Below are 16,960 nucleotides of genomic sequence, written 5' to 3'. Positions count from 1 at the left end.
TTCCGTTGCAGAAGATAGCAAAGGCTACCCTCATTAGGGGAGCCTACCGATACCGGGGTCGGCGTGTGACTCGTCACAGCCGATCCGCCGCGGGCCACACCTCCCCGTTCACGACCGACGCCACCAGCGACGACAGCTCCCGCGCCCACCCCACGACCGCGTCGCGGTCGAGCGCACCGGTGGAGAACTCGAAGTAGGCGTGCACCGGACCCGACCCGACCGGCTCGTAGAAGCTGAGGGTCAGCTCCGCCGACGGCAGCCCGACCGGCACCGGCAGGAAGCCGTCGAGCACCCCCTCGAGCGCATCGAAGCGCGCCTGCTCGTGGTGGACCAGCATCACCTGCGGATAGCGGACGCCGCCGCCGAGTTCGGCTGCGACATAGGCGAATCCGACGTCCTGGTGATCGAGCGCCTCCAGATTGGAGGTGCGGATGCGGGCGAGCAGTTCCTCGAAGTCCGGGTCCCCGCTCGTGTCGGTCCGCATCACGACGACGTTGAAGAAGCACCCGATCATCGGGGCGAGCGCGTCCTCGGTCCGGCCCGCGACGAGCGAACCGATCGGGATGTCGGTGCCCGCACCGCTCCGCGTCAGCAGCGTGGCCAACGCCGCCTGCAGGATCATGAACATGCTCGTCCCGGTACGGACGGCGAGCCGGTCGATCCCGTCGTGCAGGTCGGCGTCGATCACGATCGGCACCATCTCGCGCCGCGGCTCCCGCACCCCCGCCGGGGCGGGAAGGTGCAGCCGGGAGGGCATGTTGGACAGCCTGTTCCGCCAGTACTCGAGCTGGTGGGTGTGCCGGCTCGACGAATCGGCCGGGTCGCCGAGCAACTGCTGCTGCCAGCGCACGTAGTCCGGGTACTCCACCGCGAGCGGCTCCCACGACGGCTCGCTACCCCCGGTGCGGGACGCGTAGGCCGACAACAGGTCTCCGAGCAGGGGCACGACCGACCATTCGTCCACCGCGAGGTAGTGCATCGTGAGCAGCAGCACCTGACGTCCGGCGTCGTCGCTCACCAGGTGCACGCGCAGCGGAGCCTCCCCGGTGAGGTCGATCCGCAACTGCGCCAACTCGTAGGCCCGCCGGTGCAGATCGTCGTCGCCGACGTCGATCACGTCGACGCCCGGCCGCGGACCATCGGAGGCGAACACCTCGGAACCGTCCGGGGCGAACACGGTCCGCAGCGGCACGTGCCGGTCGACGACGTCGTCGAGCGCCCGCGCCAGCACCTCGGGATCGATGCGCTCGCGCAGTTGCAGCGCCAGCGCGTGGTCGGCGCGCGCGGACGCCCCGGCGGCGCGGTGACGCAGCCAGTGCAGTCGCTGGACCGGGGCCTGCGGAACGGGAGCGGTGGCCGCGGTCGCCACCAGCGCCGGCCGCGCCGGGTTCTCGGCGCGCCGGACGACGTCGGCCAGTTCGGCCACCGTCGGGGCGTCGAACACGTCGCGGATCGTGATGTCGCACCCGAACACGGCGCGGACCCGTCCGACGAGCTTCATCGACGCCATCGAGTGCCCACCCAGGTCGAAGAAACCGTCGTGGATGCCGACCGCCGGCAGGTGCAGGATCTCCGAGAAGAGCTCGCACAGTTCGGTTTCGACGTCGTCGCGCGGGCTGCCGTCGCCGGCGAGCGCCGACCAGTCCGGCGCGGGCAACGCCTTGCGGTCGAGCTTGCCGTTCGGGGTGAGCGGCAGCGCGCCGGGCAGCACCACGACCATCGTCGGCACCATGTAGTCCGGCAGCGTCTGCGCGGCGTGCGCGCGGACCTCCGCCGCATCCACGGTGTGGGTGGCGTCCGCTCTGTCGACGAACTCCGGCGACACGTAACCGACCAGGCGGGTGATGCCGCCCTCGCGGTCGGCCACCACCGCGGCGTGGCTGACCTGCGGGTGGCCGGCGAGGGCGGCGATGATCTCGCCGAGTTCGATGCGGAATCCGCGGATCTTCACCTGGTCGTCGACGCGACCCAGGAAGTCGATGTTCCCGTCGGTGCGCCACCGCGCACGGTCACCGGTGCGGTACATGCGTCCGGGGCCGAACGGATTGGCGACGAACCGGCCCGCCGTGAGCGCCGGCCTGCCGAGGTAGCCGCGGGCCAGACCGCGCCCGGCGATGTACAACTCGCCCGGCACGCCCGGAGGCACCGGGCGCAGGAGGTCGTCGAGCACGAACGCCTGCTCGTTGGGGTCGGGGATGCCGATGGGCACCGACTGCGTCCACCCCGGCTGTGCCTGCCACAGGGTGTTGTTGACGGTCGCCTCGGTCAATCCGTACGCGGCCAGCAGATTCAGCCGCTCGGCCCACCGCCCGATCAGGTCCGGCGGCACCGTCTCGGTGCCGACGAGGACCGTGCAGCCCTCCGGCACCAGGCATCCCGGCGGCAGCGCGGCCATGAGCGACGGCGGCAGGATCGCGTGCGTGACGTTCCGTTCGTGCATGAAGTCGGTGAGTTCCGGACCGGCGACCCGCGCCTCCTCCGGGATGATCACCAGCGTCGAACCGGTGCACAGCGCCATCGACAACTCGAACACCGCGACGTCGAAGCCGACGGACGCGAACTGCATGACCACCGATCCGGTCGTCAGCTTCATCCGGTCCTCGGCCGTGGCGACCAGGCTCATGATGCCCTCGTGCGGCAGCACCGCGCCCTTGGGCCGTCCCGTCGAGCCCGAGGTGTAGATCACGTACGCGGCGTGGTCGAGTCCGGCCGGCGGCGTCGGCAGTCCGTCGGTTGCGCGACCGTAGGTTTCGGCGATCACGAGGGGATCGTCGAGCAGGACCCGCTCGAGGCCCGCCGCGGCGATGCGCGCCGACTCCGACGACGTCGTCAGCAGGATCCCGGCACCGGAGTCCTCGAGCATGTACGAGATGCGGTCCTCGGGGTGGGTCAGGTCGAGCGGCAGGTACGCCGCGCCCAGGCGCAGCACTGCGAGCACCGACGCCACCATGTCGATCGAACGCGGAACGGCCAGGCCCACCACGCTTTCGGTGCGGACCCCGCGCGCCGCGAGCACCGCCGAGATCCGACGGGAACGCTTGTCGAGTTCGGCGAACGTCGCCTCACCGTCCCGGTCCGCGACGGCCACCGCGTCGGGCGTCTCCCGCGCCCACCGGTCGAACGCCTGTGGCAGCGTCAGCTCCTCGACCGGACGTGCGGTGTCGTTGAACTCGCGCAGCACCGCGTCGCGCTCGCCGGAGAGGAACACGTCGACGTCGGACACCCGTGTCGCGGGATCCGCGGCGACGGCCCCGAGGACCGCGATCTGGCGGCGGGCCATGCGGTCGGCGGAGTCCCCGTCGAACAGGTCGGCGCTGTACTCGAGGCGCAACTGCACGCGGTCCTCGTCCAGGAACTCCGTCCAGTTGAACACCAGGTCGAACTTGGCGGTGCGCTCCTCGATCGACACCGGTGCGAGCGCCAGGTCGGCCGACGGCGCCGGGTCTGCGGTACGGCTGTGGTAGCCGACCATCACCTGGAACAGCGGATTCCGGGCCAGCGTGCGCGCCGGGTTGAGGCGCTCGACGACAGCCTCGAACGGCACGTCGGCGTGCGAGAACGCCGCCAGGTCGAGCTCCCTGACCCGCGCCAGCAGATCCGCGAACGTCGGGTCACCGGAGACGTCGGTGCGGAGCACCACGGTGTTGACGAAGAAGCCGACCAACTCGTCGAGCCCCGGCTCCGCCCGCCCGGCCACCGGCGCACCCAGCGGCAGATCGTCGCCGGCACCGAGCCGCTGCAGCAGGGTGGCCGACGCGGCATGCAGGACCATGAACATGCTCGCGCCGTGCTCGCGGGCCAGCGCCCGCAGCGCCACGGTGGTCTCGGTGTCGAGATCGAGTTCGATTGCGCCACCGACGAAGCTGGGTCGCGCGGGTCGAGTGCGGTCGGCCGGCAGCACCAGTTCCTCGGGCGCGTCGTCGAGCACGCCGGCCCAGTAGTCGAGCTGGCGGCTGATCAGCGAGTCGCCGTCGGACGAGTCACCGAGCAGCGCCCGCTGCCACAACGTGAAGTCGGCGTACTGCACCGGCAACGGAGTCCATTGCGGCTCCGCACCCTGCGTGCGTGCCCCGTACGCGACCATCAGGTCACGCAGGAACGGCCGGTCCGACCACTCGTCGGTGGCGATGTGGTGCAGGACCAGGGCGAGCACCTGCTCGCGATCACCGACGCGGATCACCGTGGCGCGCACGGGAATCTCGGTGGCCAGGTCGAACGGGCGTCCGACCGCGGCGGCCACCAGCGCGGCCGCCTCCTCCGGAGCCGCCTCGACGACGGTCACCTCGGGACGTGCGTCGGCGAGGATCACCTGGACCGGTTCGCCGTCGTGGTCACCGAACACGGTGCGCAGCACCTCGTGCCGCGCGACGACGTCGGCGAGGGCCTCGGTGAACGCGGCCGGGTCGAGGTCGCCGCGCAGGCGCAGCACGATCGGGAAGTTGTACGAACTGGCGGACTCGGCCGTGTCCTTCTCGATCTGCTGGATCAGCCAGAGCCGCTGCTGCGCCGGCGAGAGCGGCAATTGCTCGGGCCGCTCCCCCGCGACCAGGAGCGGGCGGATCGAGTCGGATCGGCCCGCGACTCGCTCCGCGAGTTCGGCGACGGTGGGCGCCTCGAACAGGTCGCGCATCGTCAGTTCTGTGGACAGTTCCGCACGTGCCCGGCTGATCAGCCGGGTCGCGAGCAGCGAGTGGCCGCCGAGGTCGAAGAAGTTGTCGTCGATCCCGAGGTCGACGGCCAACTCGAGCACCTCGCCGAACAGGCGGCACAGGGTCTCCTCGACGGCGTCCCGCGGCGCGCGGGACTCACCGCTGCCCTGCCCGAGCACCGTGTCCACCGACGGCAGCGCCCGGACGTCGAGCTTGCCGTTGACGGTCATCGGCAACGAGTCGACCGCCAGGAACGCAACCGGAACCATGTAGTCCGGCAACACCTTCCGGGCGTGGGCTGCAACGTCGTCGGCCGCGCCCTCGCGCCCCGGCACGACGTAGGCGACCAGACGCTTGATTCCGCCCGGACCGGCGTCCGCGATCACGGCGGCCTGCCGCACCGCGTCGTGCGCGGCCAGCACGGATTCCACCTCGCCCAGTTCCACGCGGTGACCACGGATCTTCACCTGATCGTCGGTGCGGCCGAGGAAGTCGATGTTGCCGTCGACGCCGCGGCGGACGAGGTCGCCGGTGCGGTACATCCGCGCACCCCCGCCCACGATCGGGTCGGCGACGAACCGCTCGGCGGTCAGTCCGAACCGGTCGAGGTAGCCGCGTGCGAGCCCGACACCGGAGATGTACAGCTCGCCGGGCACCCCGTCGGCGACGGGCCGGAGCCAGCCGTCGAGGATGTGGGCGACGGTGTTCCAGATCGGGCGCCCCACCGTCGGGGTCGCGCTGTCCATCGTCCCGCCGCCGAGCGTGTTGATCGTGTACTCGGTGGGCCCGTACAGGTTGTAGCCGCACGTGCCGTCGGTGTCGCGCAACGTGTCCCACACGTGATCGGAGACGGCCTCGCCGCCGAGCAGGACCAGCGGCGGCCGGTGCCGGCCGGGACCGTCGTCGAGCAGGCCCTCCTCGATGAGGTGCCGCGCGTACGTGGGCGTCACGTTCACGACGTCGATCTCGTGTTCGTCGCCGTACGCGACCAGTGCCCGCGCGTCCCGCCGCAGCGTCTCGTCGCAGATGTGCACCTCGTGGCCCTCCACGAGCCACAGCAACTCCTCCCACGACATGTCGAACGCGAACGACACGGTGTGCGCGATGCGCAGCGTGCGGCCGTCCTCCCCGCGCACGACCGGGTCGAAGATCGCCTCGCGGTGGTTGTACTGCATGTTCGTCAGGCCGCGGTACGGCGTCACGACACCCTTGGGTCGGCCGGTGGAGCCGGACGTGTAGATCACGTAGGCGGGATGGTCCATGCGGCCCGGGGTGCCGGGCGCGAAGCCGCCGAGTTCGGCGCCGGGGAGCGCGGACCCGTCGGCGGCGCCGAGCGTGTCGCGAACCGTCGCGTCGTCGAGGACGATCGCGTCGACCGTTGCCGCCGAGAGGCTTTCGGCGACCGCCGCGGTGGTCACCATCGTGACCGGGCGGGCGTCGTCGAGCATCCCCACCAGACGCTCGGCCGGGTGGTCCAGCTCGAGCGGCAGATACGCGGCACCGGTCCGCAGCACCGCGAACAGCGCGACGACGGTCTCCACCGACCGCGGCAGCGCGAGCGCGACGATCCTCTCCGGACCGGCGCCGTGCGCGAGCAACACCCGCGCCATCCGGTTGATCCGGGCGTCGAGATCGGCGTAGGCGACGGAGACGTCGCCGAACACCAGCGCGGTGGCGTCCGGGATCCGCTGCGCGGTCTCGGCGAACAGGTCCGCGATCGTCCGCTCCGGCACCGGGTGATCGGTCTCGACCTGCCGGACCGCGAGCAGGGCGCGGTCGGCGGGGGTGAGCGTGTTCGTCCGGCCGACGAGCACGTCGAGGTCCCCGGCGAACTGTTCGAGGAGTCCGACGAAGGACTCGAGCATCCGTTCGGCGTCCGACGCCGCCACCTTGTCGGGGTGGAACTCGAACTTCACCTTGGTCTCGGCGCCGGGCGTGACGACCACCGTGAGCGGGTAGTGCGTGTGGTCGATGCTGTCGCCGCCGCTGATGTCGTGCGCGGAGTGCAGCGCGGACACCTGGTTCTCGTCGACGAAGTTCTGCAGCACGTACAGCACGTCGAACAGTTCCCGGTGCTCGCTCGTCCGCTGGATCGCGGCGAGGCCGAGATAGTCGTGCGGCATCAGTTCGAGCCGCTCGGACTGGGTGCGGCGCATGAGATCGGCGACGGACTCGTTCGGCTGCAGCGACATCCGCACCGGCACGGTGTTGAGGAACATGCCGACCACGGAATCGATTCCCGGCACCTCCGGCGGCCGGCCGGCGACCGTCGTGCCGAACACGACATCGCCCCGACCGGTGGCACCGGCGAGCACCAGCCCGAGCGCCGCGTTCAGGATCGCGTTGAACGTGACACCCGCCCGTGTCGCCTGGGCACGCAGGCGCTCGCCGAGTTCGCGGGAGAGCACCGCATCACGGCGGTCGGGCAGGCCGGCGGGTGCGCCGGTCCGCCGCGCCAGCAACGTCGGTTCGGCGAGCCCGGAGAGCGTCCGCTCCCACGCGGCGCGGGCGGCGTCACCGTCGCGGCCGGCGAGCCAGGACAGGTAGTCGTCGAATCCGCCGTCGGGCGTGACGAATCCGGTGTCGTCGCCACCGGTCTCGTACAGCGCGAGGAGTTGGCTGACGACGAGGCCGTTGGACCAGCCGTCCCACAGCAGGAACTGGCGGTTGATCACCAGGCGGTCGCGGTCCTCGCCGAGGCGCAGCACCAGCGCGCGCCACAGCGGCGGCGCCGCGAGGTCGAACGGGGTGAGCCGATCCGCGAGCATCAACTGCGCGGCCCGGTCCTCCCGGGCGGCGTCGTCGAGGTCGCGCAGGTCCACCTCGGTGATCGGGACGTCGAGTCCGGCGGTGACGAACTGCACCGGCGCGCTCAGTCCGGCACTGGCGAATCCGGCACGCAGCGTCGGGTTGCGGCGCTGCAGGGTGCGGATCGCGGCGGCCAGTCGCTCCAGGTCGAGGTGCCGGTCGAAGTCCAGCGAGAACTGGGCGGTGTAGATGTCGGCGCCGTCGGCGATTCCGGCCTGGAAGTACAGGCCCTCCTGCAGCGGCGACAGCGGCCAGATGGTCTCGACGGCCGTGGGAGCGGCGTCGACGACGGTGTCGATCTCGCCCTGGGTGAGGGCGGTCAGCGGAACGTCGGACGGGGTGAGCGCGGCGGGCCCGTCGTGCTGCGAGGCGAGGACGGCCAGTTCGCTCAGCGCCGCCGCCCAACCGTCGCTCAGGGCGCGGGCATCCGCGGCGGACAGGTCCGGCTCGGACCAGCCGAACACCGCGCTCAGCACGGGCCCGTCCGGGGTGTCCTCGCACAGCGCGTTGACGAGCAGCCGGTACGGACCGCCCATGTCGGCGTCGGGTTCGGTTGCCAGGACGTCGGTTTCGGGCGCCGTGCTCCACGGCCCGACGAGGCCGGCGGGCATCCGGCCCAGGTAGTTGAACAGCACCTGCGCCGATGCACCCGCGGCCAGCATCCCGGCGGTGCGGGCGTTGGTGTACCGCAGCATGCCGTAGCCGATGCCGCCGTTCGGCGCGGCGCGCAGCGCCTCCTTGACCGACTTGAGTGCCTGGACGCCGTCGCTGCCGCCGGGCAGGCGCACCGGGGTGATGTTGGTGAACCAGCCGACGGTGCGGGACAGGTCGACACCGGCCGACAACTCCTCGCGACCGTGCCGTTCGAGATCGACCAGCAGGTCCGACGCGCGTCCCTGCTCGGCGAACCAACGAGTCACGGCGATGCGCAGCGCGGTCACCAGGACGTCGGTGACGTCGGCGTGCGCGAGCGCGGGCACGGCGGTCAGCACGGCCTCGGTGTCGGCGACAGTCAGTCGCACGGTGCGGCTCGATCCGGTGCCGATCGTGGCGTCACCCTGCGCCGACGGCACGAGTTCGGCTCCGGAAGAGGTGATCTCACGCCAGTGCGCCAGTTCACCCAGCCGGGCGGGCTGCTGGGCGTGCGCGGTGACGATCTCCGCGTACTCCTTCAGCGAGGTGCCGACGGGGTCGAGCGCGGCGGGTAGATCGGACCGGGCCGCCACCCACGCCATCGGCAGGTCCTCGAGCAGCACCCGCCACGAGACGCCGTCGACGACGAGGTGGTGGGCGACCAGCAGCAGGCGTCCGAGATCGTGCTCGCCGGCGTCGAACCACACGGCCTCGACGACCGCGCCGGACGCAGGATCGAGGCGGTCGGCCGCGGCCGCCGACTCGGTCCCGATCACCGCACGCAACTGCGCTTCGTCGTGACCGCTGACGTCCACGCGGCGCAGCGACGGCGCGACGGTGCCGCGCTCGGCGATGTGCAGCGACCACACCCCCGGCGCGTGCCGGGTCAGGCACTGCCGCAGCCCGTCGTGGTGGTCGAGGACGGACTGCAGTGCGGTCGTGATGTTCTCGGCCGTCGATCCGGCGGGGCTGTGCAGCAGCACGGCCTGGTTGAAGCGGTCCGTTCCACCGCTCCACTCCGAGAGCCGGTGTACGACCGGCATGGGCAGGGTGTCGCCGGTGGTGGTGATCGGTGCGCGGGTCGGCGCGCTCTCGTCGGCCGATGTCCCGGTGTCGCCGATCAGCCGCGCCAGTTCCCGCGCGGTGCGCTGCTCGAAGATCTGCCGCGGGGTGATCGAGATGCCCTCGCGGCGAGCGAGGTTCACCAGGCGGATCGCGAGGATGCTGTCGCCGCCGAGCGCGAAGAAGTCGTCGTCCTCCCCGACCGTGTCGCGGCCGAGGACCTCGGCAACCAGACCGGCGACCACGGCGGAGCGGCCGCTCGGAGCCGAACCGTCCGTGCTCGTGCGGTTCTGGACGGTCGGCGCGGGCAGCGCCCGTCGGTCGAGCTTGCCACTCGGGCTGAGCGGCAGCGCCTCGACCACGACCAGCGCGGTCGGCACCATGAACTCCGGCAACGCCCTTCCGACGTGTCGGCGGACAGCCTCGGTGTCGAGCGCGGGGTCGGCGACGAGGTAGCCGACGAGCTGCTGGTGGCCGGGGATATCCTCCCGGATCACCGCCGCCGCGTGGGCCACCTCGGGGTGCGAGGCCAGCTGGGCCTCGATCTCCCCCAGCTCGATGCGGAAGCCGCGCAGCTTCACCTGGTCGTCGGCCCGACCCAGGTACTCGATCGCGCCGTTTGCGCCCCGGCGCACGATGTCGCCGGTGCGGTACATGCGCTCGCCGGGCGCGCCGAACGGATCGGCGACGAAGCGGTCGGCGGTGACGTCGGGCCGACCGAGGTATCCGCGCGCCAGCTGCGGGCCCGCGAGATAGAGCTCTCCCGTGCCGCCGTCGACGACGGACTGCAGGTACGGATCCAGCACGTACAGACCGGTGTTCGAGACCGGGAGGCCGATCGGGACGGCCGCGGCGGTGGTCGGCAGGTCCTGCACGGCCGCCGCGAAGCTGACCTCCACCGACGCCTCGGTGGGGCCGTAGAGGTTGTCGAGCAGAGCCCCGGGCAGCACGTCCGCGAACCGGCGTGCCACCGACAGCGGCAGCGCCTCCCCGCTGGCGGCGACCACGCGCAGCCCCGCGCAGGCGCGGGCCTTGGGCTCGGCGAGGAACAGTTCGAGCATCGACGGCACGAAGTGGGCCCGGGTGATCCGCTCGTCGACGATCAACTCGGCCAGGTACTCCGGATCGCGGTGGCCGTCGGGGCGCGCGAGGACGAGCGTGGCACCGGCCAGGAGCGGCCCGAAGAACTCGGGTACCGAGACGTCGAAGCTCGACGGGGTCTTCTGCAGCACGCGGTCGGTGCCGAGGATCGGCCGGAACGTCTGCATCCACAGCAGGCGGTTTACCAAACCCACGTGCGGGACGACGACACCCTTGGGCCGTCCGGTGGAGCCGGACGTGTAGATCACGTACGCCGGGTGCTGCGGCGACGGTGCGACCTCCGGGCGCTCGACTGGGTAGCCGTCCAGGTCGATCTCGTCGACCCGGATCGTCTCGGCACCGCCCTGCGGGAGGGCCGCGGCGACCGCAGCGGTCGTCAGCACGCACACCGGGGCCGAGTCGTCGAGCATGTACGCGAGCCGCTCGGCCGGGTAGCCGGTGTCGAGGGGCACGTAGGCGCCGCCGGCCTTGCCGACCGCGAGCAGCGCCACCATCAGCTCGAGCGACCGCGGCAGCGCGACGGCCACCTTCGCCTCCGGCCGGACACCGAGGTCGATCAGCATGTGCGCCAGCCGGTTCGCCCGCTCGTGCAGCTGCCGGTAGGTGAGCGACCGACCCTCGAACACCACCGCCGTGGCCTCGGGGGTGCGCGCTGCCTGCTCCTCGAGCAGCGCGGTCACGGTCGTCGACGGGAACTCGGTGCGCGGCGCCGGCGCGGGACGTCCGGCGAGCGCGAGCGCCGCGACCGGGCGGTCGATCGCCTCCGGCAGCGCCGACAGCAGGGCGGCGAGTCCGTCGGCCATCTGCGCGGCGGTGGCACCGCCGACGCGGGCGGCGTCGTACTTGACCTCGAACCGCAACCGGTCGCCGGGCACGGCGATGAGCGTGAGCGGGTACGGCGGATGTTCGTCGAACCGGATGCCGGTCAGCCGCACGGTGCCGGACGGGTCCGCGATGGCCGTGCTCCCGATCGGGTAGTTCTCGACCACGACGAGCGTCTCGAAGAGTTCCTGCAGACCGGTGAGGCGACGCAGTTCACCGAGCCCCACGTACTGGTGCTCGAGCAGCGCCGACTGTTCGGACTGCCAGCGCGCCAGGACGTCCGCGGCCGTCTCGTCGGGGCGCAGGCGCAGCCGGGCGGGCACCGTGTTGATGAACAGTCCGACCATGGATTCGATGCCGGGTAGGTCGCCGCCGCGGCCCGACACGGTCGACCCGAACAGCACGTCGCGGCGTCCGGTGAGGCGCGCCAGCAGCAGACCCCACGCGCCGTGGACGAGCGTGCTGACGGTCAGCCCGCGGTCCCGGCCCAGCCGATCCAGCGCCGCGGTCGCGGTGTCCGACAGCGAGACCTCCACGCTGCGCACGCCCTTCGCTCCCGCGGCGGGGGCGAAGGGCAGGGTGGGCGGCTCGTCCGCGAAGGCGAGCGCCTGGCGCCACACCTCGAGCGACGCGTCGCGGTCACGCGACGCCAGCCATCCCAGGTAGTTCCGGTACGGCGCCGGCGCGGGCAACGCGAGCGGGGTGCCGGACGGGCTGTAGAGCGCCATCAGCTCCCGCAGCATCACCGGCACCGACCAGCCGTCGGCGACCACGTGGTGGATCGACTGCAGCAGCAGGAACTTCGCCGGTTCGGTCCGGACGAGCGTGTAGCGCACGAGCGGTGGACGCTCGAAGTCGAAGCCGCGCAGCCGATCCGCGGCAAGCATGCGGTCGACGGTGCCCGACCGGTCCGGGTCGCCGGACAGGTCGAGCACGGTCATCGGGACGTCCGCTCTCGCCGAGACCACCTGCACCACACGGCCGTCGGAGAGCGGGCGCAGCGCCGCCCGGAGCACGGCGTGCCGGTCGACGACGCCCTGCAGCGCCCGGTGCAGCGCGACCGCGTCCACCTCGCCGGTCAGTTCGACGATCTGCTGGACCACGTACGGGTCGGGTTCGGTGTCGGCGACACCGTCGCGCTCGTAGACGCTGTGGAAGTAGATGCCGTCCTGCAGCGGGGTGGTCGGCAGGATGTCGGCCAACGTCGGCGTGGCCTCCGCGACGTGGTCGACGTCGACCTGCGCCAGCGGCACCAGCGGGAAGTCGGACGGGGTGTGGCCGCCGTCGGCGACGGCGGCGGCGATCTGGCGCAGCGCGGCGCGCCAGCGGTCGGCGAACTCGTCGACCTCGGCCCGCGACAGCACGCCGTCGGCCCAGCTGAGCGTGGTGTGCAGGGTCGGCCCGTCGGGTCCGTCGGTCGCGATGACGTCGACGGTGAGGGCGTGTCCGATCGGCATCGCCGGGTCGCTGGCACCGCCGGTCGCGGTGGGAAGCCAGTCGACGCCGGCGCCGGACGCGACCCGGCCGAGGTAGTTGAACAGCACCGGCGGCGTGGTACCGGTCGCCAGGTCACCACCGGAGTTGTTCAGGTATCGCAGTGCGCCGTAACCGAATCCGTTGTTCGGGACGCGGCGGAGCTGTTCCTTGACGGACTTGAGCGCCGACGGGACGTCGTCCGGTGCGACATCGAGTCGCACCGGGTAGACAGTGGTGAACCAACCGGCCGTGCGCGAGACGTCCAGGGCGGTGCCCGCCCGGCGCACGAGGTGTTCCTCGCGACCGTGGCCCTCGAGGTCCACCAGTACGTCGAGGTCACTGCCGTCACCGCCCCGCCAGCGGCGCAGCGCCAGCGCCAGCGCGGCGACGAGGACGTCGCCCGCGCCAGCGTGGTACGCGGCGGGCACCTCGGTGAGCAGCGGCGCGGCGACCTCCGCGGTCGTCTCGACCGTCGCGGTGTCCGCGGTGGCCCACGTGTCGGTGGCGGGATCGAGTGCACGCGAGCCGATCTCGAGCGTGCCGGGGGCCGTCACCGACCGCCAGTAGCCGAGTTCGTCGTCGAACGCGCCCGACCGGGCGCGCTCGTCCGACAGTTGCGCCCACCGGCGCAGCGACGTCCCGACCGGCGGCAGGTCGACACCAGCCGAGCCGGTCGTCGGCTCGGCGGCGCCGGCGAGGATCGCGGTCGCGGCACGTGCGAAGTCCTCCAGCAGGATCCGCCACGACACCCCGTCCACGACGAGGTGGTGCGCGACGAGCAGCAGCCGGCCCGGGGCGTCAGCGCAGTGGAACAGGGCGGCCTGCAGCATGATCCCGGACTCGGGATCGAGCAGGTCGACCACGATCTCCCGGTCGGCGGCCACCGCGGCGTCGACGTCGCCGGACACGTCCGACACGTGGATCGTCACCGGCGCCGCCGTCTCCGGGACCACGAGCGTCCCGGTCTCCCGATTCCACCGCGCGCGCAGCGCATCGTGCCGGTCGACGACTGCTTGCAGGGCTGCCGTCGCGGTCGCCTCGTCGAGCCCGGCCGGGGTCTGCACCGATACCCACTGGTGGAAGGTGCGGACGTCGGTGCCGGGGGCGCACACGCGCGCAACGACGGGCGTGGCCGGGATCTCGCCCACTGCGACGTCGTCGGTGTCCGCGGCGTCCTCGACCCGGCCGTCGACCGCGGCCGCGAGCGCAGCAGCGGTCCGGAGCTGGAAGATGTCGCGCGCGCTGATCGAGAAGCCCTCGCGCCGCGCCTGGTTGACGAGTGCGATCGCGACGATGCTGTCGCCGCCGAGGGCGAAGAAGTCGTCGGTGACACCGACCTGCTCGAGCCCGAGCACCTCCGCGATCATCGCGCACAGCGCAGACTCGAGCGCGGTGCGCGGCGCGACGTGCTCGCTCGCCGCGGCCAGGTCGGGCTCCGGCAGCGCCCGGCGATCCAGCTTCCCGTTCGGGGTGAGCGGGAACGCGTCCAGGACGACGAAGGCCGACGGCACCATGTACTCCGGCAGCTTGTCCGACGCCCACGCCCGCAGCGCGTCGACGGAGGGTTGCCCGTCGCCGTCCGCAACCACGTACGCCGCAAGGTAGTTCGCGCCGGCCGGGGTCTTGCGGACCAGGACGGCGCTGTGCCGAACGTCCGGGCTGGACGCGAGCGCGGCCTCGACGTCCTCGAGTTCGAGGCGCATGCCGCGGATCTTCACCTGGTTGTCGGCGCGGCCGAGGAAGTCGAGGGTGCCGTCGGCGCTCCAACGCGCCAGGTCGCCGGTGCGGTACAGCCGGGAACCGTCGTCGCCGAACGGGTTCGCGACGAAGCGCGCCGCGGTGAGGCCGGGCGCGCCGACGTAGCCGCGGCCCAGCAGATAGCCGCCCGCGTACAGTTCGCCGCCGATGCCCTCCGGCACCGGGCGCAACTGCGAATCCAGAACGTACAGCTGGGTGTTGGGGTTGGGGCGGCCGATGGACGTCGCGATGCGGGCGGCGTCGTCGCGGTAGATCACGTGCGAGACACCGATCGTCGCCTCGGCCGGACCGTACCCGTGATACAGCGTCGTCGACAACTGGCGACGGAACCGGTCGAACAGGTCCGGGGTGAGCACCTCGCCGCCGCACCACACGTGCCGCAGCCCGGCCAGCAGGTCGGTGCCGCGGGCCAGGTCCAGCAGGACGTCGAGCATCGACGACACCAGGTACACGAACGTGACGCGCTCGCGGGCAATGAGATCGAGCAGGTACTGCGGGTCGCGCTCGCCGCCCGGCTCGGTGACGATCAGCCGACCACCCGACACCAGCGGCAGCAGAATCTCGTTGACCGAGATGTCGAAGGACAGCGGCGCCTTGAACAGCGACGCGTCGGCGGCACCGAACCCGAGGATGCGTTCGCGCTGCCACAACAGGCGCGCACAGATCGCCTCGTGCCGGATCATCGCGCCCTTGGGCCGACCGGTGGAGCCGGACGTGAAGATCACGTAGGCGAGACGGCGGCCGTCGAGGTCACCGTCCGGCAGGTCCGTCGGCTGGTCGCCGTGTGACCAGTCGGCGAGATCGACGTGCACCGAGTCGGTTCCGGCGTCCACCCCGCCCGGGCCGGTGAGCACCAGGCGGGCCGCGGCGTCGGCGCGGACGGAGTCGCGGCGCTCCTGCGGCCACGACGGGTCCAGCGGCACGAACGCCCCGCCCGCGCACAGCACCGCGAGCAGGCCGACGACCATCTCCGCGGACCGCGGCAGACCCACGGCCACAACCTCTTCCGGCTGGAGACCGCGATCGCGCAGGTGGTGTGCCAGCTGGGCGACGCGCTCCGACAACTCCCGGTACGTCAGTCGGCGATCGCCGGCCACGAGAGCCTCGGCGTCCGGATCCAGTCGGACGGCGTCGGCGAACAGTTCCGGGACGGTGCGCGACGGCTGGGGTTCGGCGGTGTCGTTCCAGTCGACCAGAACGCGGCGGCGCTCGTCGTCGGTCATCGGCTCGAGCGCACCCACGGCGGCCATCGGGTTGCGCAGGAACTGGGACACGAAGTGCGCCAGTCGTTCCTCGTGGCGCAGCAGTTCCGCACGCTGCCCGGCCGGGGCACGCAGGTCGATGCGGATCGGTTCGCCGTCCTCGCCGCCCTGGATCGAGAAGTCGAGGTCCTGGACCGGCCCCGTGACCGAGCCGCGGATGTGGGCGGGGTGGCCGGCGAACTCGAGCACGTGCTCGAACATCATCGAGTTGATGCCCGGACCGAACACGCGCCGGTCGGGGTCGATCGCGCGCACCTCGCGGGCGAGGTCCTCGCCGCGGAAACGCCCGTGCCGCAGCGTCGCCACCAGTTGCGCGTCGATCGCGCGCGCGAGGTCGCCGACGGTGGCGCCCGGATCCACGTGGAACGTCACCGGCAGGATCGTCGACGCCATGCCGGGGGTGCGCCGCATCGCGCGGCCGACGCGCGCGGCCATCGGCACCGAGACGGTGAGGTCCCGCAGGCCCGTGACGCGGTGCATGTAGGCGACGATCAGCGCCATCGGCAGCCTGGTGCGACGGATTCCCGCGGCGGACGCGAACTCGTACAGCGCGTCCGCGATGGCGGCGTCGATCGTGACGGTCGTGGACTCGGGCGTGGCCGAGGCGTCGGCGCCGCCCGCGCAGATCTGCGGCGGCTCGGGCGCGTCGAGGATCTGGGCGAGCCAGTAGTCCCGGTCGGCCTCGAACCGCGCCGAACCGCGGTAGTCGACGTCGGCGTCGACCAGGTCGCGCAGCGCCCACGCTCCCGCCTTCGACTCGAGGTCGGGATCGTCGTAGCGCGCGACCATGTCGGCGACGATCAGCGAGATGCCGAAGCCGTCGACGATGCTGTGGTGGTAGCGCTGGTACCAGAGGGTGTGGTCGTCGGCGAGGCGGAGCAGCGCATGCGCGAACAGCGCGTCGTCGCCGGTGACGTCGACGACGGCCGCCATGTCCCGGTCCATCCACTCCTGCGCGGCGGCCTCGGGATCGGCGGCGTCGCGCACGTCGACCACCTCGAGCGGCCACGCATCGGACGGCACCGGCACCTGCCGCAGCGTCCGGTCCTCGCCGACCCGGAACCGGACGTGCAGCGCCTCCGCGTGGCCGACGGTCCGGCGGATCGCCTCGACCGCACGGTCCAGGTCGATGGGCCCGGTGGCCTCGACGACCAGGGAGAGGTTGTAGACGGTGCTCTGCGGATCCAACTGCTGCGCGACCAGGATCTCGGACTGCGCCGCGGTGATGGGTAGACCCGCGACGGACGCGTCGGGCATGGGGGCAGCCGGCAAGTGGTCCGCAGACATACAAATCCGATCGTCCGTCGTGGCGCGCCGCGCGAGACGGACGCTGTGAGTCGGACTTTAGGATAGGCTAACCCACCCCTGCTGCAGAACTCGCCCACCGCC

General features: G+C 72.1%; 1 protein-coding gene. It reads right to left on the bottom strand.

What is annotated here, in order from left to right:
- Positions 1–73 precede the first annotated feature (73 nt).
- The gene (locus EGT67_RS19345; RefSeq protein ID WP_127917711.1) at positions 74–16,858 is read right to left on the bottom strand and encodes a non-ribosomal peptide synthetase; all 16,785 of its coding nucleotides are present in this window, start codon (positions 16,856–16,858) and stop codon (positions 74–76) included.
- Positions 16,859–16,960: the final 102 nt, after the last annotated feature.

The sequence above is a fragment of the Prescottella agglutinans genome (genome assembly GCF_004011865.1).
Taxonomy (GTDB): domain Bacteria; phylum Actinomycetota; class Actinomycetes; order Mycobacteriales; family Mycobacteriaceae; genus Prescottella; species Prescottella agglutinans.
Note: the sequence above shows the minus strand (reverse complement) of the source record. Positions and strands in the feature narration are given on the sequence as shown.

Coding starts and splice junctions, on each gene's coding strand:
- EGT67_RS19345 (WP_127917711.1), bottom strand. CDS start 16,858: ATGTCTGCGGACCACTTGCCGGCTGCCCCCATGCCCGACGCGTCCGTC.